The organism is Arthrobacter sp. NPDC057009 (genome assembly GCF_042673905.1).
Taxonomy (GTDB): domain Bacteria; phylum Actinomycetota; class Actinomycetes; order Actinomycetales; family Micrococcaceae; genus Arthrobacter.
On sequence record NZ_JBHUSB010000010.1, the window covers coordinates 148,749 to 171,213 of the forward strand.

The window sequence follows — 22,465 nt, forward strand, 5'->3', positions numbered from 1 at the left end:
TCCTTTCAATCTGTGGTTGGGCAATTCAATGAGTTCATGGTCAATGCTTGGGCGATCAGCGGTTGCTTGGCGACAGTTGGTGCAGGTGGTCGTACTGGACGGCGTGCCGCACCGGCGCGTTGGGCGCCCCGTAGCCGTCGTAGCTGCCGCGGCGTTCCACCATTTCGAAGAACACGCTGCCCACGGTGGCGGTGTAGAAGTGCAGGAACTCGCCGTCGGCGTCGTGGTCATACAACAGGTTCAGTTCCCGGAGCGTGGCCAGGAAGCCGGGGTCGAGATCGAACCGTGCGGCCAGATCCTCGTAGTAGTTCTCCGGGATCTGCAGGAAGGCCAGCCCCCGGTCGCGGGCCGTGCGGGCGGTGGCCACCAGGTCATCCACCGCGAAGGCGATGTGCTCCTGGTAGCTCTTGCGGGCACCTTCCTGCTGGATCAGCGGGGCGAGGTTCAGGACCAGGCGGACGTCCCGGTCCGCGGTCTGCATGACCTGCGAACGGACCAGTCCGCTGGGGCTCGCAACTTCGGCGTACGGCAGCGGTTCCAGCGCGAGCGCACTCGTATAGAAGAGGACAGCCTCGTCGAAGTGCTGCCACGGCTGGGCCAGGTTCACGTGGTCGATCACGGCAGTGCGGGCGCCGGAGGGAACCTCGAGCCCTTCACCAAATTCAGCTGTCCAGGCAGCAGTGCCGTCCGGGTTGCCCTGGCACAGGAAGATCTCGGTGGAGTCCGGGGCCGCGAAGCCCTGGAACACCTCCTCGTTGGCCTGGCTCTTGCGCGGAACCGCGGGGGCCTTGAGCTGCTGGGCGCGGGCGGAGGCAATCACCGGGGAATCGACGTCGAAGCCGAGTGCGGCGATGGCCGGCTCGGCCGCTTCGGGCGCCTGTTCGTTGATGATCACGCGGGCGTGCCCCATGGTCCAGAGCTGGACGTCCTTGGTGCGGTGGCGGCCGTTGAACTCGAAGCCGAGCTGCCCGAGGACCGTTTCCAGCACGCCGGTGTCGGCGGCCTTGACCTCGGCGAAGTTGAAGCCGGCAGGCTCTGCGACCTGCGGCAGTGTTGCCAGTTCCATGGGATAACGACGGCGGGCCGTGCCTTGAGTGCCCATCGCACCGGCGGTGCCCGGGGCTGAGGCGTTCGCGTCCAGCCACTTGGCGCTCTGTTCCTCCAGCCAGATCAGCGAGCGCATGGCATCGACGGCGGTGCGTTCGACGTCGGACTGGCGGAAGACGTCGTTGAAAACCTCCAGCGACACGGGCCCGGTGTAGCCCGCGCGGACCACATGCCCCATGAACTTGGCGAGCTCGAACTGGCCCTCGCCGGGGAAAACGCGGTAGTGCCGGCTCCAGGAGAGCACATCCATGGAGAGCTTGGGGGCGTCGGCCACTTGGACGAAGAAGATCTTCTCCGCACTGATGTCCTCGATCGGGGCGGTGTCCCAGTCCCGGGAGAGGATGTGGAAGGAGTCCAGGCAGGTGCCGAGGTTGGGATGGTCCACCATCTGCACGAGGCGGTGGGCGTGCTCGTAGTCGTTGACGTACTTTCCCCACGCCAGGGCCTCATAGGCGACCCGAATGCCGTGCTCGCCGGCAAGCTTCGCGAGGGCGGCAAGCTGGGATGCGCGGAGGTCATCGTCGTCAATCGTGGCGGTGGCGACGTTGGTGCAGACCAGGATGGTGTCCATACCCAGCCGGGACATGAGGCGGAACTTGGCCTCGGCCCGGCGGAGGTTGGCTGCCAGCAGATCCCCGGGGACGCTGTCGAAGTCGCGGAAGGGCTGGTAGAGGTCCAGCGTGAGACCCAGGTCCGCGGCCATCCTGCGGACATCCTCGGGGCTCAGCGGGGAGGTGACCAGGTCCTGTTCGAAGATTTCGATGCCGTCGAAGCCAGCGATGGCGCAGGCCTGCATCTTTTCCTTCAGCGTGCCGGAGAGGCAGACGGTGGCGATACCGGTGCGCATCAGACGGCCACCTCTTCCGCGGCAATGAGCTCCAGGAAGTGGGCGCGCATCCGGTCGGCGTCCGGCTCGAGGCCGGTGAAGATCCGGAAGGCGTCGGCGGCCTGGCCCACGGCCATGCGTCCGCCGTCGAGCACCTGGCAGCCCTTGGCGCGGGCTTCGCGGACCAGCTCGGTTTCGATGGGGCGGTAGACGATGTCCGCCACCCAGTGCCGGGGCTCGACGAGAGCCATGTCCAGCGGCGTGCCCGGGTGGGCGGCCATGCCCACTGGGGTGCAGTGCACCAGCCCGTCGGCGGCGGGCATCAGCTGCGGCAGCTCCGCCGTCGTGCGCGCCGTGATGGTGCGGTCCGGGAAGAAGCCGGCCAGCTCGGCTGCGCGTTCGGCGCTGCGCGCCGGATCCATGTCCACCAGGTCCAGCATCTGCACGCCGGCCGTGAGCAGGGCGTAGGCGACGGCGGATCCGGCGCCGCCCGCTCCCAGCTGCACCACGTGCCCCAGCGCGGCGTCCGGAAGCCCGGACGCGAGGGCGGCGGCAAAGCCGGAGAAGTCGGTGTTGTGGCCGATGAACCGGCCGTCCTGGATCATCACGGTATTCACGGCGCCCAGCCGTTCGGCGTCGGGGGCGATCTCGTCGAGGTGCTGGAGGACCAGCTGCTTGCAGGGGTGCGTGATGTTCAGCCCGTTGAAGCCCATCCGGTAGGCGCTTTGCAGCAGGTCGCCGACGGCGGAGGCCGGGAGGTCGAGCTCGTGCAGGTCGATGGGCCGGTAGAGGTACCGGACGCCCTGAATGTCACCTTCGCGCTCGTGCATGTGGGGTGAGAGCGAAGGCATTACGCCATCACCGACAAGCCCTATGAGGTAGGACTCGGTTCGATTGCTCATGCGGGTGGCTCCTTCGGCAGAGGCACCCGGCCATTGTTGGCGCGTGATGCGCGGTCGGACCGGGTGATGGAAATAACGGTACAGCAAAAGTTCATATATTGCACTAGTGTTCTACATACGAACAAACGGGGGCCGGCGTAGCATTTATCGCTGCGGCAGCCGGGCGGACAGCTCGGCCGCGGCCGCCTGCAGCAGGGGCACCAGCGCCACCAGGGCCTCCATGCTGAGCCGGAACACCGGAACGGCAGTGGCCAGGGAGGCGAAGGCGGCGCCTTGGGAGTTAAAGACAGGCACGGCCACGGCGCGCATGCCGAGCTCATTCTCCTCGTCCATGACGGCATACCCCTGCCGCCGGACCTTCTCGATTTCGGCGCGGAACGCATCCCTGTCGGTGATGGAGAGGCTGGTCAGCGGCTCCAGGGGGAGCTCCTCGAGCAGCCGCTCGCGGTCTTCGTCCTCCGCGAAGGCGACGAGTGCCTTGCCGACCGAGGTGGTGTGCAGCGCGCCGAGAAATCCGGGATCGCTGGTGACCCGGAAGGTCTGCGGGCCGTCCACCTTGTTCACGGTGAGGTGGTGGATGCCGTCGCGGACGGAGAGGATGGTGGCCTCGCCAGTCTGCTCGGTGACGCGTCGCAGGATGGGCAGTGCGGTGCCGGCAAAACCATGGTGGTTGGAGACCGCCTGGCCCAGCTGGAAGATGCGCAGGCCGAGGTGGTAGCGGCGGCCATCCGGCTCGTAGTCCACGAATCCGTCGCGGGTCAGCGAGCCCAGAAGCCGGTAGGTGGTGCTGAATGGAAGGTCCGCGCGGCGGGAAATCTCCGCCGCGCTGGCCCCGCGGGGCTCGTCCCCCAGCAGCACCAACAGGCCCAGCGCCTTGCCCACCATGTCCGTGCGGGACTCGCCCTTCGCGGGCTTTACCGCCCCGGCCGGGGTATCTGCGTCGATCGGGGTATCTGCGTCGATCGGGGCGCCTGCATCAATAGGGATATTTGCGGCGGAACCGCCTGTGGCTTGCTTCACACTCATAACCCGATGTTGCCACAATGTGAGAGCTATTTCTAGATGGTGAATAACTTTCTTGACAGGTGACTGCCCTCACAGCCATAGTTTCTGTATCGCACAAGTAGCTCCCACCATGCGGCTACTCAGCCCGGATCTCTCCAAGGACCTCCACCGCCCCCCAACAAAGGACAGCGGCAGCGACTCCCCGATCTGTCCCGCGACAATGTCGTCCCCCCGAAGGAACACCATGAGCCAGACCATTCCGTCCACCACGCCGGGCACCGCCGCCCCGGCCGGGACACCGAAAAAAGCAGCCCTTGCCAGCTTCCTCGGCAGCGCCGTCGAGTACTACGACTTCTTTATCTTCGGTTCGGCGGCCGCACTGATCTTCCCGCATGTGTTCTTCCCGAATGCCGACGCGAACGCCGCCATCATGTCCTTTGCGACATTTGGTTTTGCCTACGTCGCACGGCCCGTCGGTGCCGTTGTCCTGGGCCACTACGGTGACCGTGTGGGCCGGCGCAAGGTCCTCATGTTCACCCTGATCCTCATGGGCGCCTCCACCTTCCTGATCGGCTGCCTGCCGGACTTCAACACCGTCGGCTGGTGGGCTCCGGGCCTGCTGGTGCTTGCCCGCCTCTGCCAGGGCCTCTCCGCGGCCGGCGAACAGGCCGGCGCTTCCTCCATGACCCTGGAGCACGCGCCGGACAACCAGCGCTCCTTCTTCACCTCGTGGACCCTCACCGGCACCCAGGGCGGCCAGATCCTGGCGGCGCTCGTCTTCATTCCGGTGCTCGCGCTGCCGGACGAGATCAAGTACGGCATCGGCTGGCGGATCCCCTTCTGGCTCAGCGCAGTGGTTGTTGTGATCGCCTTCTTCATCCGCCGCACTCTTCACGAGCCGCCGGCCTTCGAAGCGGCCCAGAAGTCCGCCCAGATCGCCAAGCTGCCCGTCGCCGACCTGCTGACGGCCCATTGGCGCGACGTCCTCCGGGTCATTTGCTGCGCCTTCATCGCCGCCGTCTCCACCGTGTTCGGCACCCTCGCCATCAGCTACGCCAAGACCGTTGCCGGCGTGGACGGCACCATCACTCTTTGGCTCGTGGTGGGTGCCAACCTCGTGGCCCTGGCCACCCAGCCGCTGTTCGGCAAGCTGGCCGACCGCATCGGCCGGAAGCCGGTTTTCATCTACGGTGCCCTGTCCAGCGCGGTCCTGACCCCGCTGTTCCTGCTCAGCCTCGAAGCCGGCAATGTGCTGCTGATGTTCGTGGCCGCGATCGCGTTCTTCTCCTGCGGCTATGCGGCCGCGAACGCCGTCTGGCCTTCCTTCTACGCGGAGATGTTCAGCACCAGGGTCCGGTTCTCCGGCCTGGCCATCGGCACCCAGCTCGGCTTCCTGATGGCCGGCTTCGCTCCGGCCATCGTGGCGGCCATGGGCGGCATCAAGCCCGGCGGCTGGGTGCAGATCAGCATCTTCACCGCGGTCATCTGCGGCGTCGCCGCCATCTCGGCCCTGACGGCGAAGGAGACCTTCAAGGTTCCCACCAAGGAGCTTGGGCTGAAGTAGCCGCCCAAGGTGCGGCCCGCCGTCGTGACCCGGTTTGGCCCCCAAGCCGGACCGGGACACGGCGGGTCGCGCCGTTTTGGGCAGGTTCGGTTTCAAAGAAGGTCACGACGGCGGCCCTCCCCTCCCGGGGCGGGCCGCCTTTTCGTGGGGCTAGGTGGCGAGCACCTCGGCGAGGTCGAACTTCACCGGCTCCTCAAGCTGTTCGTAAGTGCAGGACTCCGGGTCCCGGTCGGTCCGCCAGCGCACGAACTGCGCTGTGTGGCGGAACCGTTCGCCCTCCATGTGGTCGTACTTCACCTCCAGCACCCGCTCCGGCCGCAGCGGCGTGAAGGACAGGTCCTTGCCCGCACTCCACCGGCTGCCCTCCGCATTGCGGGGCGTCCGGGCCCCCTCCTCCTGCTTGGCCCACGCCCAGGGGTGCTCATCGAAGCCGGTCACCAGGGGCTGGAGTTCCTCGAAAAGCTCCCTGCGCCGCTTCATCGGAAAGGCGCCCACGACGCCGACGCTGGCAAGTTCCCCGTCCGGTTTGTAGAGCCCCAGCAGCAGCGACCCGATGGCGTCGGGACCGCTCTTGTGCACGCGGTAGCCGGCCAGCACGCAGTCTGCGGTCCGCTCATGCTTGATCTTGAACATCACCCGCTTGTCCGGCTGGTACGGCCCGTCCAGCGGCTTGGCCACGATCCCGTCCAGGCCGGCGCCCTCGAACTGGTGGAACCACTTTCCGGCCAGTTCCGGGTCCTGGGTGGCAGCAGTCAGGTGGACCGGGGCGCTGGCGGCGGCGAAGGCCTTCTCCAGGGCCGCGCGCCGTTCGGCAAAGGGACGGCCGCTGAAGTCCTCGTCGCCGAGCGCCAGCAGGTCGAACGCCACGAACTTGGCCGGCGTCTGTTCGGAGAGCAGCTTGACCCTGCTGGCCGCGGGGTGGATCCGCTGCTGCAGGGCGTCGAAGTCCAGCCGGTCCCCGGAAGCAGCCACCAGGACGATCTCCCCGTCGATCACGCACTTCGGCGGCAGGTTGGCTTTCAGCGCCTCCACAAGCTCCGGGAAGTAGCGCGTCATCGGCTTCTCGTTACGGCTGCCGATCTCCACGTCGTCGCCGTCACGGAAGATGATGGAGCGGAATCCGTCCCACTTCGGCTCGTAACTCAGGCGGCCTTCAGGGATGGCGCCGACCGATTTGGCCAGCATGGGGGCGACAGGGGGCATGACCGGCAGCTGCATAGGCCCCATTCTTGCCCGGCACCCGTCCGGACGCCACCCCCTCGACACGACCTGCACCCCGCCGGTAGACATGAGGGATGGCAGCTATCGGTTTTCACGCATCGCATGAACAGATCAGTCCGGGCCAACTCCTGAAGGACGTGCGGCTCGCCGAGGAGGCGGGCTTCGACGCCGCCATGTGCTCGGACCATATCGAACCGTGGTCTGCACGGCAGGGACACTCCGGTTTCGCATGGTCATGGCTCGGGGCCGCCCTCGCCAGCACCAGCCTCCGCTTCGGCGTGGTCACCGCCCCGGGACAGCGGTACCACCCTGCCATCATCGCGCACGCGTCGGCCACGCTGGCATCCATGTTTCCCGGCCGCTTCTGGATGGCGCCGGGCAGCGGCGAGAACATGAACGAGCACGTCACGGGCGACCCCTGGCCGCTGAAGGAAACCCGGCAGCAACGGCTGGAGGAATGTGTGGACGTCATCCGCCGGCTGCACGCCGGCGAGGAGGTGACGCACCATGGCCTGGTCACCGTGGAGCAGGCGCGGATCTGGGATCTTCCCTCGCCCCCGCCGTCCCTGATCGCACCGGCCATCAGCGTGGACACCGCCCGCCGGGCCGCCGGCTGGGCTGACGGCCTGGTGACGGTGAACCAGCCGGCCGACAAGCTAGCGGAAATGCTCGCGGCCTACCGGGACGCGGGCGGCAAGGGGAAAGCCGTGCTGCAGATCCACCTGTCCTGGGCTCCCCGGGAGGAGGACGCCGTCGCCATTGCAATGGACCAGTGGCGTTCGAATGTCTTCGCCCCACCCATCCCCTGGGACCTGCCGACGGCAGCGCACTTCGACGGCGTCAGCACCGACGTCGGGGAGGCCCAGGTCAGGAAATCGGTGAACGTTTCGGCCAGCCTGGACCGCCACGTGGAATGGCTGGGCGAGTACCTGGACCTCGGCTTCGACGAGCTGTACCTCCACTTCGTGGGGCAGGAGCAGGCGCCGTTCATTGACGCCTTTGCGCAGAGCGTCCTGCCGCAGCTGCGGAAGGTGCCCGTGGCATGAACATCGCTGAGACATCGGATCTATGGTGGAAGACGGCCGTCATCTACTGCCTGGACGTCGAGACCTTCTTTGACCACGACGGCGACGGCACCGGTGATTTCGCCGGCCTGACCCAGCGGGTGGACTACCTGGCGGCGCTGGGCGTGAACTGCATCTGGCTGATGCCCTTCTATCCGTCGCCGGACCGGGACGACGGTTATGACGTGACCGACTTCTTCGACGTCGACCGCCGCCTGGGCACGCTGGGTGACTTCGTGGAGTTCATCCGCACCGCCAAGGACCGGGGCATCCGCGTGATCGCCGACTTCGTGGTCAACCACACCTCCAACCAGCACCCCTGGTTCCTGGAATCCCGCAAATCCGTGGACAACCCGTACCGGGACTACTACGTCTGGCGGAGCGACCCGCCGCCGGACACGTCCTCGGAAGTGATTTTTCCCGGAGAACAGGCCTCGCTCTGGACCCAGGACGATGCCACCGGCGAGTGGTACCTGCACATGTTCATGGAGCACCAGCCGGACCTGAACGTGACCAACCCCAAGGTCCGCAACGAGATCGCCAAGGCCATGGGTCTTTGGCTGGAGCTGGGGCTGGACGGGTTCCGGCTGGATGCGGTTCCGTTTTTCCTGGAGACCCGCGGCGCGCCCAAGGACGAGGCTGCCAACATCGATCCGCACGACTACCTCGGCGCCCTGCGCAGCTTCGTCAACCGGCGCAACGGCGGCGCGGTACTGCTGGGCGAGGTGAACCTGCCCTATAAGGAACAGCTGGAGTATTTCGGCGGCGCCGAGGGCAACGAGCTGAACATGCAGTTCGATTTCATGTCCATGCAGCACATCTACCTTTCGCTTGCACGGCAGGACGCACGGCCGCTGGCCGAGACGCTAAAGACGCGGCCGCAGTTGCATCCGGACAACCACTGGGCCATGTTCGTCCGCAACCACGACGAGCTCACCCTGGACAAGCTCACCGACGGCGAGCGGGAGGAGGTTTTCGCCGCGTTCGGGCCGGACAAAAACATGCAGCTCTACGGGCGGGGACTGCGGCGCCGGCTGCCCCCGATGCTGGACGGCGACGCCGACCGGATCCGGATGGCGTACTCGCTGATGTTCTCGTTGCCCGGCACGCCGGTGCTCTTCTACGGCGAGGAGATCGGGATGGGCGAGGACCTGCGGCAGAAGGGCCGTGCCGCCGTCCGCACCCCGATGCAGTGGAACGGCGAGAAGAACGGCGGCTTTTCCAGCGCCAAGGCGTCCGAGCTGGTGGTCCCGCTGGCCCGCGGGGAGTACGGCCCCGAAAAGGTCAACGCAGCCGACGCCAAGCGGGATCCGGAGTCCCTGTGGAACTTCATAGCGACGCTCATCCAGCGGTACCGCGAATCACCCGAGTTGGGCTGGGGCGAGTTTGCGATCCTCGAGCAGCCGGAGCCGGCTGTTTTCGCACACCGCTGCAGCTCGCCGGAGGGCACCCTGGTGCTGCTGCACAACTTCGGCGAGGCGCCGGTCAAGGTCGCCACGAATATCGGCTCGGACGACGCTCTACCCCGGGCTTACCGGGACGCCATCCTGCTGGATCTGTTCGACGGCGGCAACGTTCAGCTGGAGGCCGACGGCGGGTTCACTGTTGAGCTGGGACGGTACGGCTACCGCTGGTTCCGCGTCCACCGCCCGGGTGACCGGCTGGCACCCTAGAAGCATTGCGCTACACGTCGCGGCGGAACACCTTCACCTCCCAGGGGCGCAGGTCGAACTGCCGGCCTGTGCCGCCCTGCCCTGTATTGGCGTCCGCCGGGTAGTTGCCCAGCACGAGCTCGGCCGTCGCCCATTCGCCGGCGTCAGCCCAGGCACCACCGTCGGCTGCTGCGGACCGGCCGGTCCCGGAAAAGTTGGCCAGCACCAGCAGTTCAGCGTCCGGGAGTGAGCGCTTGAACGCATAGATGTGTTCGTCGTCGGGCAGCAGCATGCTGAAATCCCCATAGGCGACGACCGGGTCCGAATGCCGCAGGGCGATCACCTTGCGGTAGAAGCTGAAGACTGACCCGGGATCGTCAACCTGCGCCGCCGCGTTGATGGTGTTCGCGTTCGGGTTCACGGCGATCCAGGGCGCCCCGGTGGTGAAGCCGCCATGCCGGCTCGCATCCCACTGCACGGGCGTCCGGGCGTTGTCCCGGTTCAGCGGTGCCAGGGCGGCCAGGACCTCCGCGTCGGTGTGGCCCAGGTGGGTGGTGGCCTCGCGGTGGTGGTTGAGGACCTCGATATCGCGGTAGTCGCTGATGGCGCCGAACGCCATGTTGGTCATGCCCAGTTCCTCGCCCTGGTACACATAGGGCGTACCGCGGTGCAGGTGCAGGACGGCGGCCAGCATTTTCGCGGACACCTCCCGGTACTGCCCGTCGTCGCCGAAGCGGGAAACGGCGCGGGCCTGGTCGTGGTTTCCCCAGTAGAGGCTGTTCCAGCCGCGCCCGGCAAGCCCTTCCTGCCAGCGGCCCAGGGACTTCTTCAGGTCCGTAAGCTGCAGCTTCTTGGGCCGCCACTTGTTGCCGCCCTCCTGGTCGAGGGCCACGTGCTCGAACTGGAACACCATGTCCACCTCGCGGCGGCCGGGGTCAGTGAAGAGGACGGCATCCTCGACGGTGACGCCCGGCATCTCGCCCACGGTCAGCAGGTCCTTGTCCCGCCCCGCAAAGACTTCCTGGTGCATCTCCTGCAGGAACTCGTGGATGCGCGGTCCGCAGATGAAGTGCGGGCCGCCGTCGCCGTAAAGCTTGCCATCGGCCTTCGGGCCGTCGGGCAGCGACGGCTCCTTGGAGATGAAGTTGATGACATCCATCCGGAAGCCGTCCACGCCCCGGTCAAGCCACCAGTTCATCATGTCGTAGACGGCTGCCCGGACCTCCGGGTTTTCCCAGTTCAGGTCCGGCTGCTTTCTGGAGAACAGGTGCAGGTAGTACTCCCCCGTGGCTTCGTCGTACTCCCAGGCAGGCCCGGAAAAGGCGGAGCCCCAGTTGTTGGGCTCCGCGCCAGGGGTTCCGGCTTCAGCACCCCCGCGCGGCGGCCGCCACCAGTACCAGTCCCGCTTCGGGTTGTTCCTGCTGGAGCGGGATTCCACGAACCACGGGTGTTCGTCCGAGGTGTGGTTCACCACGAGGTCCATCACCAGCTTCATGCCGCGTGAGTGCAGGCCCTCCAGCAGTTCGTCGAGGGCCGCCAGGTCCCCGAACACGGGATCGATATCGCGGTAGTCGCTGATGTCATAGCCGTTGTCGTCCTGAGGCGAGCGGTACACCGGGGACAGCCAGACGACGTCGACCCCCAGCTTTTGCAGGTAGTCCAGCTTCCCGATGATCCCGCGGAGGTCGCCGACGCCGTCGCCGTCCGAGTCGGCGAAGCTGCGCGGATAGATCTGGTACACCACCGCATTCTTGAACCACTCCCTGCCGGCCCGGTAGGCCCTCTCTTCCTCGGTTTCCTGCATGGTCATCGCTGGCTCCTCCTGGTCGACGGCGGCGGGCTGCTGGCCCACTGAAAGTCTTGTTCCAGAAGAATCGGCGGTCAATGGCCTATGCGGGTCGCGCCTCAGTCCGTTTCGGGGCTGGCGCAGAAGAAGCAGGTGTTGGCGTCGCAGTCGTCCATGGCTGGGGCTGTGGATGAGTCGTCGCTCGCAGCTTCGGCGTAAATCATGGTTGTCATGGCACGGACCCTGTAAGCGCGCTTACTCGCCGTACATCAGGCTGTTGAGGAACGAGTCCAGCTGCTGGCCCGTAGTGGCTTCATGGGCGTGTGCGGTGTTTCCGCGCGCAGTCACAGGGTGGGCCTGCTCAAGGTAGAGGCCTTCCCAGGGAGAGCAGACAAGTGCCCCGCCGTCGACCGCCGCCGGCACTGCCGCCGAAGGCGTGGGGGCCGGGATGGTCACGGCGGTCCGCTGGGCAGTGCCATGCCCCCAGCCGAAGACGCTGGTGATAGCTCGGTGACCTACTGAGATGGACATAGTTCCTTCCCTTCTTCCGTTCCGCCAGCACACCTGCGTACCGGCCGACTTCTTTGTCTGATGGACTAGTTTGTGATTTAAAACTTGAACGCGATGTTCATTTTATGAACGTGACTCCATTGTGGCACGGCTCACCTTCGGGCGCAATAGTTACAGTCCCGAGTACGGACGCGTTCTCTGGAGCAGATCAGCGTGAACCTTCAGCCGAGGCGTCACGCACCACCACCGGCCTATCGGAGCTGCAGACCATAACCCTTCCCCGGCCACCCGACTGGATAACCCAAAAGACGCTGCGGTCAACGGCGATCATGTCGATCCGGCCCGCGATGACCCTGCCGTCCCGGAGGAGGACCCGGACGGCGTCCTGGCGTGACAGCTTGGACCAGTCGGGCACGGGCGCGGCCGGCAGGCGGGTGATGTGGCGGGCTGGAGCTTGAGTGTGAAGGCGCATGTTCCTGGTCCATGGGAGAGAGATGAAGGGTTATGGCTGACGTTCAGTTTGTGAACGTGGCGTTCAGCATAGGAGTGATGCACTTCACCGTCAAGTCCGCGACCGACGCACTCCCGGCCGGCCTGGACGGCGTGATCGCGGCAGTGAAAGCTGTCTCTTGCAAAAAGCCGTGACAGGGGCCACAATGGAAGCACGTTCACAGAATGAACGTAACGTTCATTTTCTTCCGGGAGCCAACGGCGGCTTTCCGGAAGGCACATACTTCATCCGGGAACCCTGGTTCCCCCGGCAGTCCGCGAGGAGCCCACCATGAGCACAGTTCACCGCATCCTTCTCACCGCACTTGCCCGTTCCGGCCGTCCCGCCACCGGCGGGCGGACTGCCACCGGCGGGCGGACTGCCACCGGCGCCACCGCGGGCCGGCAGTCCATCGGTTCCGAGGTGCTTACTTGCACCCCCTGGGCCGGGTTGGACTTCGAGGACCCCGCCGCCTTCTAACGCCCCGGAGTTTCAGACATGACGCATTGGCGCCAGAAGACACAACGCAAGCCGCGCAAGGCGGCAGCGGATATCCTGCGCGAACGTGATGAACGGCGAACTGCGGCCATGATCGCCTGCATCACCGAAGTGAGCAGCAGCGAGGGACCGGAGGGTGTCACCCACGGCCTGGTCGCCGAGCGCGCCGGAGTCCCGGTCCAGTACGTGGAATGGAAATACCCGTCACGCGATCATCTGATCGCGATGGCGGGCATTCGGTAACTAGGACAGCGCTTTGGCGATGTCCTGTGCGGCCTGGCGCAGGAGATCGATCGTATCGGGCAGCTGATCCGATTTGAGCCGCTGAACGGGGCCGTTAATCGAGAGTATGCCCACCAGGGTATTGGCGGCGTCACGGACGGGGCACGCGACCACAAAGAGGCCTTCTTCGAGTTCGTCATCAAGGATGGCGTAGCCCTGGTCCCGGACCTGGTGCAGTTCCTTGACCAGAGCCTTCCGGCTGGTGATCGTCTGCGGAGTGTAGGACTCCAGCTTCTCGGGCAACTCGGCGGCGACCCGTTCGTCACTCAATTCGGCCAGCAGGACCTTTCCCGTGGCGCTGGCGTGGATCGGATAGGTGCCCCCAAGGTAGACGTGGGACACGTTCAGGTAGCGGGAAGCATATGCCTCCGCAATCACGTCGTACGCCAACTCGCCACGCACCATGGCGAAGCTGAACGTCTCATTAAGCTTGACCGCGTACTCGTCCAGGACGGGCTGGATCCTGGCCACAGCACCGGTGTACGGGTCGGCAAGCCTCCCCAGCCGGGCCATTTGCCATCCCAGCAGGTAGCGGTTGTCGACGCGGTCCACAAAGCCGGTCTGCTCCAGGCTTAGCAGCAGCCGGAACGCCGTGGGTCGCGTCATCCCGACGGCCTGCGCCAGTTCCGTGACCGTGATGCCCTGCCGGTGGCGGCCGAGTTCACTAAGAAGCACCGTCGCCTTGATGACGGACTTGTTGGTCAGGTCGACGGACTCATCAGGGCTGGAGGCTTCGCTTCCTTGTGCTTCGTCTGCTTCTGCTGCGCTTTGTCCCGCCGCCATGTCCGCTCCCGGTTCGCGTTCGCTCAGGGCCGTGGCCCGTGCTGTCCATTCCATCCTATGCCCTTTCAAGTAGCGAACGGGGTGTTCACCCTCGAGCTACGCGCGCAGCTGATTGCCGCGCTTCATACGAAAAGGGTGCCCTGCCGGCCGACGCCGGGCAGGGCACCCTTCCGTTCACACGAGCCGGGAAAGTGGCCGCAGTGTTACTTCACCGCCGACTTGCTCAGGAGTGCGGACGTGTCGCTGAGGCTCAGCCCCTTGGTCTCCGGCGCCATGTACTGCGAGATCACAGCACCGAGCACACAGATGCCGGCAGCGATGAGCATCGTGGTTCCCACGCCCAGGCTGTCCACTGACATCGGGAGGATGAATGTTCCGGCTGCTGCGCCAATCCGCGAAAAAGCAGTTGCGAAGCCGACGCCCGCCCCGCGGATTTCCGTCGGGAAGACCTCGCCCGGGTAAACGCCGGTCAGGGCGGTGGAGATGGCGTTGAAGAAAGAGAATGCGATGAAGCAGATCAGGATGACCATCGGCGAGACGTGCGAGAACAGCCCGATGACCACCAGCGCGACGGCCGCGATCCACATTGGCGGGATGGACAGCTTGCGGCGTCCAAGCCGCTCGATGAGGTACATCGCGGCAAGGGAGCCCGCCACCACCACACCGTTCAGCAGCAGCGCTCCGGTCAGGCCATCCTCGACGCCCAGGCTCTCGAGCACGATTGGAGCGAAGGTGGCAATGGCGAAGTACGGGGTGACGTTGCAGACCCAGTACATGGAGACGAAGATCGTTGCATTGCGGTACTGGGGTGAAAAGAGCTTGCGGAAGCTGGGGCGCTGCGGCTTTTCGTAGGCCAGGTCCCGGACGTCCTCCTCCTCCATGCATTCATTGGCAATGGCAAGCGCCTCTTCTTGCCGCCCTTTGCTGATCAGCCAGCGCGGGGATTCCGGGGTTCCGAGCCGGAGCAGGAAGACGATGAGTGACGGGACGGTGCTCATGCCCAGGATGATCCGCCAGTCGGCGTCGATTGAAGTGGACATGTAGTACCCCACCGCATAGGCGAGCAGGTATCCGACATACCAGGCAACCTCCTGGAAGGCCATGAGCTTGCCGCGCAGCCTTGCGGGCGAGAACTCAACGAGCAGGGGCCAACCGATCGCGTAGTCGGCGCCGATGGCCATACCCATGAGCAGGCGGATCAGGAAAAGCTGCCATGCGTCTGCCACGAAGAACTGCGCGGCGGAACCCAGCAGGAAGATGGCGAGGTCCACGATGAACATGGGCTTACGGCCGATCTTGTCGGCGAAATAGCCGCCGAGTGGACCGCCGAAGAAGATGCCGATCAGTGCCGACGCACCGATCAGCCCCTGCCAGGTGGCAGACAGGTTCAGATCGGAGGTCAGGGCCGGCATGACGAGCCCAATGCCGCCCAGGATGAAGCCGTCGATGAACATGCCCCCGGCGATCACCGCACTGAGTTTGTACAGGAACCGCTTTTTGTGCGGATCCTGTGCGACTGATGGCTGCAAAGACGGCCCGGGAGCCGGTGTAACAGGTGTATTCACGAAGGACTTCCTTGTAGATCGTGCCAATTCGAACGAAAAGGAGCGCCGGCAATATCAGCACGGCGGAGGTTGGGGAGGGTTGAAAACCCGGGGCCGTTCATATTTCGAACGTGATGGTCAAAAATATGGCATGCGCCACATCCCGTGTCAACAGGCCTCCCGTAACCTGCCCGCGCGGAATAGGGCCCTTGACAGTGAGGTGGCTTACACCTTAAATTGAACACAGTGTTCATTTTGTGAACGTCCACTGAAATGTTGTCGCCGTGTCCGGCACGAGTCCAAGGAAGCACCGCTGCCATGAAAAACGCACCTCTGAGCCTTTTCGCTTTTGACGTCTTTGCCCCGAGTCACCTGACCTCCGGTTCCTGGCGGGCCGAAGGCGATCAGGGCCACCGGTACACGGACCTCCAGTACTGGACGGGCATCGCACAGACGCTCGAAAAGGCCGGTTTCGACGGCATTTTCTTCGCCGACAACGTCGGCTACCACGACGTCTACCGCGGAAACGGCGATGCTGCCCTGCGTGACGCCGCACAGTTCCCGATCAATGACCCGACCGTGCTGGTCAGCGGCATGGCCGCGGTGACCAGGCACCTCACCTTCGGTGTGACCTGCTCGGCAACCTACGAGCCGCCCTACCTGCTGGCACGCAAGTACAGCAGCCTGGACCACCTCACCAACGGCCGCGTGGGCTGGAACATCGTGACCTCCTACTCGGAGGCTGCCGCCCGTAACCTCGGCAAGGAACAGCAGCTGTCCCCGGCCGAGCGCTACGACATGGCCGATGAGTACATGGACGTGGTCTACAAGCTCTGGGAAAGCTCCTTCGAAGAGGACGCCGTTGTCCGGGACGTCGAATCCGCCACGTACATCGATCCGGCCAAGGTGCACCAGATCAACCACTCCGGCAAGCACTTCACGGTGCCCGGCTTCCACCTCTGCGAGCCGTCCCCGCAGCGCACCCCGGTCCTGTTCCAGGCCGGCGCCTCCTCCCGGGGCATGGAATTCGGCGGCAAGCACGCCGAAGCCGTTTTCCTCCAGGGGACCTCGGTGGAGGGCACCGCACGCAGTGTGGCCAAGCTCCGCCAGGCCGTGGCCGACGCCGGCCGCGATCCCCGCGATGTCAAGATCGTCATCCTCCTCACCGTCATCGTCGCCCCCACCGACGAGGAAGCCCAGGCCAAGTACCGGAAAGCCGTGGAGACCGCACCGATCGACGGGATCCTGGCCCGCTTCAGCGGCTGGACCGGCATCGACATGTCCGAGTACGAACTGGACACCCCGCTGCGCTCCGTCAACACCAAGGCCGGCCAGTCCATGGTGGACATGTTCTCCAAGGCCGACCCGGACCGCGACTGGACCCCGCGCCAGATCGCCGAGTTCCTCGCCGTCGGCGGCACCGGCTCCACCATCATCGGCTCCCCGGAAACTGTCGCCGCCGAACTGCGCCGCTGGCGGGACGAGGCCGACGTCGACGGCGTGAACCTCAGCTACATCACCAAGCCCGGCAGCTGGGAAGACTTCATCGAACTCGCCCTGCCCGAACTGCGCGCCCAGGGCCTGATCGCGCCGGCCCCCGCCGCCGACCAGGAACCGGTCACCCTGCGCGAAAAGCTCTTCGGCCAGAAGTACACCCTGGACGGCCACCCCGCCACGGCACAGCGCACCGCCCGGCTCGCACCCACCGGCAACTAAGCATCACGACACAAACTACGAAGGATCCTTCAATGACTGAACAGACTGACGTCGTCGTCATCGGTGCCGGCCTGGCCGGCCTGACCACCGCCCGCGAGCTCAGCAACCGCGGCCACAAAGTGGTAGTCCTCGAAGCCCAGAACCGCCTCGGCGGCCGCGTCTACACCGAACGCCGGCTCGGCCAGAACCTGGAACTCGGCGGCAACTGGCTGCACTGGACCCAGCCCCACGTCTGGGCCGAGGTCACCCGCTACGGCCTGGAGGTCTCCCGCGGCCCCCGCTCGGAAGAAACCTACTGGCTGGCCGGCAACGAAGTCCGCCGCGGCAACCTGGACGACTTCATGAAGCTGATCGACCCGGGCATGACCCGGCTGCTGGAAGACACCGTGAAGTGGCTGCCCCGCCCGGACGCACCGCTGACCGTGGAGAACCTGGCCGAGGTGGACCAGTACAACCTGCAGGAAATCCTGGACAAGCTCGACCTCTCCGAGGACGAGCGGAACGCGAACGAGGCCGCCTGGGTGGGCCACTTCAACGCCCCCCTGAACCAGTGCGCCTACGTCAACGCCCTGCGCTGGACCGCCGGCTCCTCCGGACACTGGCACCTCATGCACGAGGCCTCCGCGATCTACCGCCTCAAGGACGGCAACGACGGCCTCGTCAACGCCATCGCCGAGGACAGCACCGCCGACATCCGCCTGAACGCCCCCGTCACGGCCGTCCGCCACAACGCCGACGGCGCCACCATCGCCTACGGCGACGGCCAGGAAATTCAGGCCAAGAAGGTGGTCATCACCCTGTCCCAGAACATCCTGCACAAGCTCGATGTCCAGCCCGCCCTGTCCGAGGGCAAGCTCGCCCCCAGCCGGGAAAGAACCGCATCCCAGGGCGTCAAAGCCTGGATCCGGGTCAAGGGCCCCATCAAGCCGTTCTTCGCCTACTCCGCGCAGGACAAGCCGCTCTCCGTGATCCGCACCGAATTCGTCAGCGAGACGGACGCCGTGCTGGTCGGCTTCGGCGCCGACGCGAACCGCATCGACGTCACCGACCCCGTCCAGGTCCAGGAAGCCATCAAAGTCTGGCGCGACGACCTCGAAGTCCTCGAAGTCACCGGCCACAAGTGGGGCGAAGACCCCTACGCCGAGGAAACCTGGCAGATCCAGCGCCCCGGCCAGCTCACCAAGTACCACGCCGCACAGCAGGCGTCCGAAGGCGCACTGCACTTCGCCAGCAGCGACACCGCCAACATCTGGGCCGGCTTCTTCGACGGCGCCATCGAATCCGGCCTCCGCGCCGGCCGCAACATCCACGCAGAACTCAAAGCCGCAGGACTGGAGGAAAAGGCATGAGCGCCCCCGTACTGGAAACCCGCCGGATCGATTCCAACACCTACCGTGCCGTCATGCGGCACCTGCCCACCGGCGTTGCCGCGATCTGCTCCACGGACCCTGTCGCCGGGGCCCAGAACGGCATGATCGTGGGAACGTTCGCCTCGCTGTCCATGGAGCCGGCGCTCGTGACCTTCAGCGTGATGCACTCCTCCACGAGCTGGCCAAAGATCGCCGACGCCGGCACCTTCAGCGTCAGCCTCCTCGCCGAGGACCAGCAGCAGGTGTGCCGCGCGCTCTCCGCCAAGGGCGAGGACAAGCTCAGCAATGTTGCCTGGTCCGAATCCGCGTGGGGCACCCCTCACCTTCACGATTCCCTTGCCTGGTTCGACTGCCGGGTTGAACAGCAGTTCACGGCCGGGGACCACGTCGTCGTCATCGCCAGCGTGCTGGCCATGACACCCGCTGAGGGGGCTTCGGCCCCGCTCATCTTCCACGGCGGACGCTTCGGCAGCTTCCGCGAAACCGCCTGAACAGAACCACCTGATCCAATCCATCTGATCAAGGAAGACTGATATGGATATCACCCCCTCCGCCGAGAAAACTCCGGACAGCGACATCACCCCCGCGCTTTACCGCCAGATCCTGGGCAAGCTGCCCACCGGCGTCACCGCCATCACCGGCGTCAACGACGACGACGAGAAGCTCGGCCTCGTCGTCGGCACCTTCCAGTCCCTGTCACTGGAGCCGCCGCTGGTGATGTTCTGCGTGGACAAGTCCTCCTCCAGCTGGCCGAAACTGCGCAAGCTGCAGAAGTTCACCGCCAACATCCTCTCCGACGACCAGATCAGCATCTGCCGGTCGCTGTCCCGGAAGGGACCCGAGAAGTTCGAGGGCCTGCCCTGCGCCCCCGGCCCCCTCGGCACCCCGCACCTGGACGGCGCCACCGCCTACATCGACTGCGTCGTGACCGCCGAGGTCGTCGTCGGCGACCACTACATGGTGGTCGGCTCCGTGACCAACATGAGCGAAGGAACCGGCGACGCCCTGCTGTTCCGGGGCGGCAAGTTCGGCCAGTACCTGCCCATCGAAATCCCAGCCCCCGTCCCCGCCGCCCCTGCGGCACCGGAAAACGAACCCGCAAGGAGCGCATCATGAGCCGCCGCGACACCATCCTCAAGGCCTGGAACGGCGCCTGGGGAAACGGGGACTTCACGGCGTTCGAGCAGCTCCTCGCACCCGGTTACGTCCGCCGGTCCAAGTCCGGCAGTGAGGACTACGCCGCCCTTAGGAAGACCATCGAGGCGATGCACACCGCCTTCCCCGATTCCCGCACCGAAATCCTGGAAATCATCGAGGACGGCCCCAAGGTGGCCGTGCACTGGCAGACCACCGGCACCCACACCGGCGAATTCATGGACGTCCCCGCCACGGGGCGCAGCATCGCCGTGACCGGCGCATCCTTCCTGAAATTCGACGGCGACAAGCTCGCCGAGGAATGGGTGGTCTGGGACCCGCGCGAACTGCTTTCCGCCCTCGGCATCTGGCACCTGGGAGCCGGCAACGCCTAGGCTTGCCGCTCCTTCCGTAAACGCCACCTCTACTGACTTAGACCGCCCCAGGAGGCGCCACCAATGACACTTGCAGGACATTCCCTCATCGCCGGGGAAACCACCCCCGGCACCAGCGGCACGGCCCATGGCATCAACCCGGCCACCAATGAACAGCTCGAACCCGCCTACACCCTGATCAGTGAACAGCAGCTCAAAGCGGCCACCGACGCGGCCGCCGACGCTTTCGACTCCTTCAGCGCCCTCGAGCCGGAGCAGCATGCCCGGTTCCTCGAAGCGATCGCCGAAAACATCGAGGCCATCGGTGATGAGCTGATCGAACGGACCTCGATCGAGACCGGGCTCGGCCTGGACCGGCTGCGCGGCGAACGCGCCCGGACCACCGGCCAACTGCGGCTCTTCGCCGACGTCGTCCGCCACGGCGACTTCCGCGGCGTCCGCATCGACGCCGCGCTGCCCGAGCGCACTCCCCTGCCCCGGGCCGACATCCGCCAGCGGCAGATTCCCCTGGGACCCGTGGCCGTGTTCGGCGCCAGCAACTTCCCGCTCGCGTTCTCGGTCGCCGGCGGTGACACGGCCTCGGCTTTCGCTGCCGGCTGCCCTGTGATCGTCAAGGCACACAACGCCCACCCCGGCGCCGCCGAGCTCGTCGGACAGGCCATCACCAAGGCGGTTGCTGATCTTGGCCTGCACCCGGGTGTCTTCTCCCTCGTTTACGGCTCCGGCGCCAGCATCGGCCAGGCCCTTGTGGCCGACCCCGCCATCAAGGCCGTCGGCTTCACCGGCTCCCGGGCCGGCGGAACCGCCCTCATGCGCACCGCCGCCGCACGCCCCGAGCCGATTCCGGTCTACGCCGAAATGTCCTCGATCAACCCGGTGTACGTCTTCCCCGGCGCGCTGGAGGGCGACGTGGCGACCCTCGCCAAGCAGTACGTTGCCTCGGTGACCGGCAGCTCCGGACAGCTCTGCACCTCACCAGGCCTGGTCTTCGTCCCGGAAGGCGACGCGGGGAACCGCTTCACCGCCGCCATCACCGACGCCATCACCGAACTGTCCGGCCAGACCATGCTCAGCGGCGGCATCGCCTCGGCCTGGCAGCACGGCCACGACGCGCTCGAAGCAGCCGCCGACGTCGAACTCCTCGGCCGGGGCACGAAGGGACCGGGCGAGAACTCGCCGGCACCGGCTGTCTTCAGTGCCGAACTCGACGTCTTCATCAACAACCCCGTCCTGCATGAGGAAATCTTCGGCGCCGCCTCCCTGGTGGTCCGCTACAAGGGCATTGAGGAACTGGTTGCAGTCACCGGCAAGCTGGAGGGACAGCTCACCGCATCCCTGCACATCACCGGGGACGACTACGCCGCCGCGGCGCCGCTCATCCCGGCGCTGGAGCGCAAGGTTGGCCGCATCATCGTCAACGGCTGGCCCACCGGCGTGGAGGTCGGCCACGCCGTGGTCCACGGCGGCCCGTTCCCGGCCACCTCGGATGCCAAGACCACCTCGGTCGGATCGCTCGCGATTGACCGCTTCCTGCGCCCGGTCGCCTACCAGAACTTCCCCGACCAGCTCCGTCCGGCACCCCTGCAGGACGCCAACCCCTGGCAGGTCAACCGCCTGATCGACGGCAAGCCCGAGCACGCCTCCTAAGATTCCAAACTTCCGGCCCCGGACAGGCTCCCCGCAACAGACATCGTCCGGGGCCGGAAACCCACCCGCGCCTGGCAAGACCTAAGGACTCCCCGCATGACCACCATCGCGCTCGAAGACATCGCGGGCACCCTCCGCGCCGCCCGGCTTCAGGGCCAGCCGATCGACGCCCCCACCGAAACCTGGCCGTCCCTCGATGCCGATGCCGCGTTCGAGGTGCAGAAGATCAACGTCCGCCGCGCCGTCGAAAACGGTGACCGTCTGGTGGGCTACAAACTCGGCAACATCGCCAAGGTCATGCAGGACGCCTTTGGCCTCGACCAGCCGGACTACGGGCACCTGCTGGCCAGCAGCTTCGCGTACGAAGGCACCACCCTGAAGCTGAGCACGTTCATCGAGCCCTTCGTGGAACTCGAGCCCGCGTTCGTCCTGAAGGGGCACCTCGGCGGACGGAACACCACCATCGCCGATGTCATCAATGCCATCGACTACGCGCTGCCGGCCATCGAAATCATCGACTCCCGGGTCAAGAACTGGGCCATCGGGCTTCCGGACACACTGGCAGACAACGGCTCCACCGGCGCGATCCTCCTCGGCGGGACCCCCCGGCGCCTCACCGACCTGAACCTCCGGGACACCCGCGGCGTCCTGCGGTTCAACGACCGGGAAGTTATTTCCGGCACCACCGGCAACATCCTCGGCAACCCGATCGCCGCCCTGGCCTGGCTCGTCAACCGCCTCGCGGACTACGACGTCGAGTTCGAACCCGGACAGGTCATCCTGCCCGGCAGCTGCCTGCAGGCCGTCCCCATGCGGGAAGCCGGCCGTTGGTCCGGCACGTTCGAGGGCTGGGGCACCGTCGAATTCGACGTGGCACCCTAGCTGGCTATAGGTCCTGTCAAGTACATGTTCGGGGCATGGCAGTGCACGCTTCCTGGAAGCGTGGGGCGGACCTTTGTGTGTGGCGGC

22 protein-coding genes are annotated in these 22,465 nt (G+C 66.0%); 13 read left to right on the top strand and 9 right to left on the bottom strand.

Annotation, left to right across the window (positions count from 1 at the left end; translation table 11 throughout):
- Window positions 1-55: 55 nt before the first annotated feature.
- From ACFTR6_RS12670 to ACFTR6_RS12680, 3 genes are all read right to left on the bottom strand, one after another.
- Window positions 56-1,954 carry a bifunctional sugar phosphate isomerase/epimerase/4-hydroxyphenylpyruvate dioxygenase family protein gene (locus ACFTR6_RS12670; RefSeq protein ID WP_377958179.1) on the bottom strand — a complete coding sequence of 633 codons (1,899 nt, stop codon included), beginning with the start codon at window positions 1,952-1,954 and terminating at the stop codon, window positions 56-58.
- A complete protein-coding gene (locus ACFTR6_RS12675; RefSeq protein ID WP_377958180.1) occupies window positions 1,954-2,835 on the bottom strand; it encodes a shikimate dehydrogenase in 882 nt (293 codons plus the stop codon). The genes ACFTR6_RS12670 and ACFTR6_RS12675 overlap by 1 nt, the downstream gene beginning before the upstream one ends.
- Before the next feature lie 144 nt (window positions 2,836-2,979).
- Window positions 2,980-3,861 carry an IclR family transcriptional regulator gene (locus ACFTR6_RS12680; protein WP_377958181.1) on the bottom strand — a complete coding sequence of 294 codons (882 nt, stop codon included), beginning with the start codon at window positions 3,859-3,861 and terminating at the stop codon, window positions 2,980-2,982.
- Between the two features lie 223 nt (window positions 3,862-4,084).
- On the opposite strand from ACFTR6_RS12680, the gene ACFTR6_RS12685 reads away from it, so the two are divergent.
- The gene (locus tag ACFTR6_RS12685) at window positions 4,085-5,404 is read left to right on the top strand and encodes an MFS transporter (RefSeq protein WP_076799503.1); all 1,320 of its coding nucleotides are present in this window, start codon (window positions 4,085-4,087) and stop codon (window positions 5,402-5,404) included.
- Window positions 5,405-5,554: 150 nt separating this feature from the next.
- On the opposite strand, the gene ACFTR6_RS12690 is transcribed toward ACFTR6_RS12685, so the two are convergent.
- Window positions 5,555-6,622 (bottom strand): ATP-dependent DNA ligase, encoded by a 1,068-nt coding sequence (locus tag ACFTR6_RS12690; protein WP_087872302.1) that lies wholly within the window; start codon window positions 6,620-6,622, stop codon window positions 5,555-5,557.
- Between the two features lie 77 nt (window positions 6,623-6,699).
- Between ACFTR6_RS12690 and ACFTR6_RS12695 the strand changes: the two genes are divergently transcribed.
- A complete protein-coding gene (locus tag ACFTR6_RS12695) occupies window positions 6,700-7,671 on the top strand; it encodes a TIGR03885 family FMN-dependent LLM class oxidoreductase (protein ID WP_377958182.1) in 972 nt (323 codons plus the stop codon).
- Window positions 7,668-9,362 (top strand): alpha-amylase family protein, encoded by a 1,695-nt coding sequence (locus ACFTR6_RS12700; RefSeq protein WP_377958183.1) that lies wholly within the window; start codon window positions 7,668-7,670, stop codon window positions 9,360-9,362. The genes ACFTR6_RS12695 and ACFTR6_RS12700 overlap by 4 nt, the downstream gene beginning before the upstream one ends.
- Before the next feature lie 10 nt (window positions 9,363-9,372).
- Here the strand turns inward: ACFTR6_RS12700 and ACFTR6_RS12705 are convergent, their stop codons facing one another.
- The 3 genes from ACFTR6_RS12705 to ACFTR6_RS12715 all read right to left on the bottom strand — a co-directional run bounded on the left by ACFTR6_RS12705 (window position 9,373) and on the right by ACFTR6_RS12715 (window position 12,109).
- Window positions 9,373-11,151, bottom strand: coding sequence for an alpha-glucosidase (locus ACFTR6_RS12705; protein WP_087872305.1), 1,779 nt, complete (start codon window positions 11,149-11,151; stop codon window positions 9,373-9,375).
- Between the two features lie 231 nt (window positions 11,152-11,382).
- The gene (locus tag ACFTR6_RS12710) at window positions 11,383-11,658 is read right to left on the bottom strand and encodes a hypothetical protein (protein WP_377958184.1); all 276 of its coding nucleotides are present in this window, start codon (window positions 11,656-11,658) and stop codon (window positions 11,383-11,385) included.
- A gap of 187 nt (window positions 11,659-11,845) precedes the next feature.
- Window positions 11,846-12,109, bottom strand: a complete 264-nt coding sequence (locus ACFTR6_RS12715) for a hypothetical protein (RefSeq protein ID WP_076799498.1) — start codon at window positions 12,107-12,109, stop codon at window positions 11,846-11,848.
- Between the two features lie 32 nt (window positions 12,110-12,141).
- On the opposite strand from ACFTR6_RS12715, the gene ACFTR6_RS12720 reads away from it, so the two are divergent.
- From ACFTR6_RS12720 to ACFTR6_RS12730, 3 genes are all read left to right on the top strand, one after another.
- The gene (locus tag ACFTR6_RS12720; protein ID WP_377958185.1) at window positions 12,142-12,282 is read left to right on the top strand and encodes a hypothetical protein; all 141 of its coding nucleotides are present in this window, start codon (window positions 12,142-12,144) and stop codon (window positions 12,280-12,282) included.
- 136 nt (window positions 12,283-12,418) lie between these two features.
- Window positions 12,419-12,607, top strand: coding sequence for a hypothetical protein (locus ACFTR6_RS12725; protein WP_377958186.1), 189 nt, complete (start codon window positions 12,419-12,421; stop codon window positions 12,605-12,607).
- A gap of 18 nt (window positions 12,608-12,625) precedes the next feature.
- The gene (locus ACFTR6_RS12730) at window positions 12,626-12,868 is read left to right on the top strand and encodes a hypothetical protein (RefSeq protein ID WP_076799497.1); all 243 of its coding nucleotides are present in this window, start codon (window positions 12,626-12,628) and stop codon (window positions 12,866-12,868) included.
- On the opposite strand, the gene ACFTR6_RS12735 is transcribed toward ACFTR6_RS12730, so the two are convergent.
- On the bottom strand, window positions 12,869-13,744 hold the full coding sequence (locus ACFTR6_RS12735) for an IclR family transcriptional regulator (RefSeq protein WP_253250300.1): 876 nt from the start codon (window positions 13,742-13,744) through the stop codon (window positions 12,869-12,871).
- A gap of 149 nt (window positions 13,745-13,893) precedes the next feature.
- Entirely contained in the window at window positions 13,894-15,255 is a 1,362-nt protein-coding gene (locus ACFTR6_RS12740) for an MFS transporter (RefSeq protein WP_236783173.1), read from the bottom strand.
- 297 nt (window positions 15,256-15,552) lie between these two features.
- Here ACFTR6_RS12740 and ACFTR6_RS12745 point away from each other — a divergent pair, with 297 nt between their 5' ends.
- From ACFTR6_RS12745 to ACFTR6_RS12775, 7 genes are all read left to right on the top strand, one after another.
- A complete protein-coding gene (locus ACFTR6_RS12745) occupies window positions 15,553-16,950 on the top strand; it encodes an LLM class flavin-dependent oxidoreductase (RefSeq protein WP_076799495.1) in 1,398 nt (465 codons plus the stop codon).
- A gap of 2 nt (window positions 16,951-16,952) precedes the next feature.
- Complete coding sequence (locus ACFTR6_RS12750; protein ID WP_377958195.1) at window positions 16,953-18,299, top strand: flavin monoamine oxidase family protein; 1,347 nt, start codon at window positions 16,953-16,955, stop codon at window positions 18,297-18,299.
- Window positions 18,296-18,811 carry a flavin reductase family protein gene (locus ACFTR6_RS12755; RefSeq protein WP_377958187.1) on the top strand — a complete coding sequence of 172 codons (516 nt, stop codon included), beginning with the start codon at window positions 18,296-18,298 and terminating at the stop codon, window positions 18,809-18,811. The genes ACFTR6_RS12750 and ACFTR6_RS12755 overlap by 4 nt, the downstream gene beginning before the upstream one ends.
- 43 nt (window positions 18,812-18,854) lie before the next feature.
- Window positions 18,855-19,436, top strand: a complete 582-nt coding sequence (locus tag ACFTR6_RS12760) for a flavin reductase family protein (RefSeq protein WP_076799492.1) — start codon at window positions 18,855-18,857, stop codon at window positions 19,434-19,436.
- Window positions 19,433-19,849, top strand: coding sequence for an ester cyclase (locus ACFTR6_RS12765; protein WP_076799491.1), 417 nt, complete (start codon window positions 19,433-19,435; stop codon window positions 19,847-19,849). Before ACFTR6_RS12760 ends, ACFTR6_RS12765 begins: the two co-directional genes overlap by 4 nt.
- A gap of 63 nt (window positions 19,850-19,912) precedes the next feature.
- A complete protein-coding gene (locus tag ACFTR6_RS12770) occupies window positions 19,913-21,496 on the top strand; it encodes an aldehyde dehydrogenase (NADP(+)) (protein WP_377958188.1) in 1,584 nt (527 codons plus the stop codon).
- Window positions 21,497-21,592: 96 nt separating this feature from the next.
- Window positions 21,593-22,378, top strand: coding sequence for a 2-keto-4-pentenoate hydratase (locus tag ACFTR6_RS12775; protein WP_377958189.1), 786 nt, complete (start codon window positions 21,593-21,595; stop codon window positions 22,376-22,378).
- The last annotated feature ends 87 nt before the right edge of the window (window positions 22,379-22,465 follow it).

Excerpts from the sequence above, each read along its gene's own strand:
- ACFTR6_RS12670 (WP_377958179.1), bottom strand. The coding sequence starts at position 1,954 with ATGCGCACCGGTATCGCCACCGTCTGCCTCTCCGGCACGCTGAAGGAA.
- ACFTR6_RS12675 (WP_377958180.1), bottom strand. The coding sequence starts at position 2,835 with ATGAGCAATCGAACCGAGTCCTACCTCATAGGGCTTGTCGGTGATGGC.
- ACFTR6_RS12680 (WP_377958181.1), bottom strand. The coding sequence starts at position 3,861 with ATGAGTGTGAAGCAAGCCACAGGCGGTTCCGCCGCAAATATCCCTATT.
- ACFTR6_RS12685 (WP_076799503.1), top strand. The coding sequence starts at position 4,085 with ATGAGCCAGACCATTCCGTCCACCACGCCGGGCACCGCCGCCCCGGCC.
- ACFTR6_RS12690 (WP_087872302.1), bottom strand. The coding sequence starts at position 6,622 with ATGCAGCTGCCGGTCATGCCCCCTGTCGCCCCCATGCTGGCCAAATCG.
- ACFTR6_RS12695 (WP_377958182.1), top strand. The coding sequence starts at position 6,700 with ATGGCAGCTATCGGTTTTCACGCATCGCATGAACAGATCAGTCCGGGC.
- ACFTR6_RS12700 (WP_377958183.1), top strand. The coding sequence starts at position 7,668 with ATGAACATCGCTGAGACATCGGATCTATGGTGGAAGACGGCCGTCATC.
- ACFTR6_RS12705 (WP_087872305.1), bottom strand. The coding sequence starts at position 11,151 with ATGACCATGCAGGAAACCGAGGAAGAGAGGGCCTACCGGGCCGGCAGG.
- ACFTR6_RS12710 (WP_377958184.1), bottom strand. The coding sequence starts at position 11,658 with ATGTCCATCTCAGTAGGTCACCGAGCTATCACCAGCGTCTTCGGCTGG.
- ACFTR6_RS12715 (WP_076799498.1), bottom strand. The coding sequence starts at position 12,109 with ATGCGCCTTCACACTCAAGCTCCAGCCCGCCACATCACCCGCCTGCCG.
- ACFTR6_RS12720 (WP_377958185.1), top strand. The coding sequence starts at position 12,142 with ATGGCTGACGTTCAGTTTGTGAACGTGGCGTTCAGCATAGGAGTGATG.
- ACFTR6_RS12725 (WP_377958186.1), top strand. The coding sequence starts at position 12,419 with ATGAGCACAGTTCACCGCATCCTTCTCACCGCACTTGCCCGTTCCGGC.
- ACFTR6_RS12730 (WP_076799497.1), top strand. The coding sequence starts at position 12,626 with ATGACGCATTGGCGCCAGAAGACACAACGCAAGCCGCGCAAGGCGGCA.
- ACFTR6_RS12735 (WP_253250300.1), bottom strand. The coding sequence starts at position 13,744 with ATGGAATGGACAGCACGGGCCACGGCCCTGAGCGAACGCGAACCGGGA.
- ACFTR6_RS12745 (WP_076799495.1), top strand. The coding sequence starts at position 15,553 with ATGAAAAACGCACCTCTGAGCCTTTTCGCTTTTGACGTCTTTGCCCCG.
- ACFTR6_RS12755 (WP_377958187.1), top strand. The coding sequence starts at position 18,296 with ATGAGCGCCCCCGTACTGGAAACCCGCCGGATCGATTCCAACACCTAC.
- ACFTR6_RS12760 (WP_076799492.1), top strand. The coding sequence starts at position 18,855 with ATGGATATCACCCCCTCCGCCGAGAAAACTCCGGACAGCGACATCACC.
- ACFTR6_RS12765 (WP_076799491.1), top strand. The coding sequence starts at position 19,433 with ATGAGCCGCCGCGACACCATCCTCAAGGCCTGGAACGGCGCCTGGGGA.
- ACFTR6_RS12770 (WP_377958188.1), top strand. The coding sequence starts at position 19,913 with ATGACACTTGCAGGACATTCCCTCATCGCCGGGGAAACCACCCCCGGC.
- ACFTR6_RS12775 (WP_377958189.1), top strand. The coding sequence starts at position 21,593 with ATGACCACCATCGCGCTCGAAGACATCGCGGGCACCCTCCGCGCCGCC.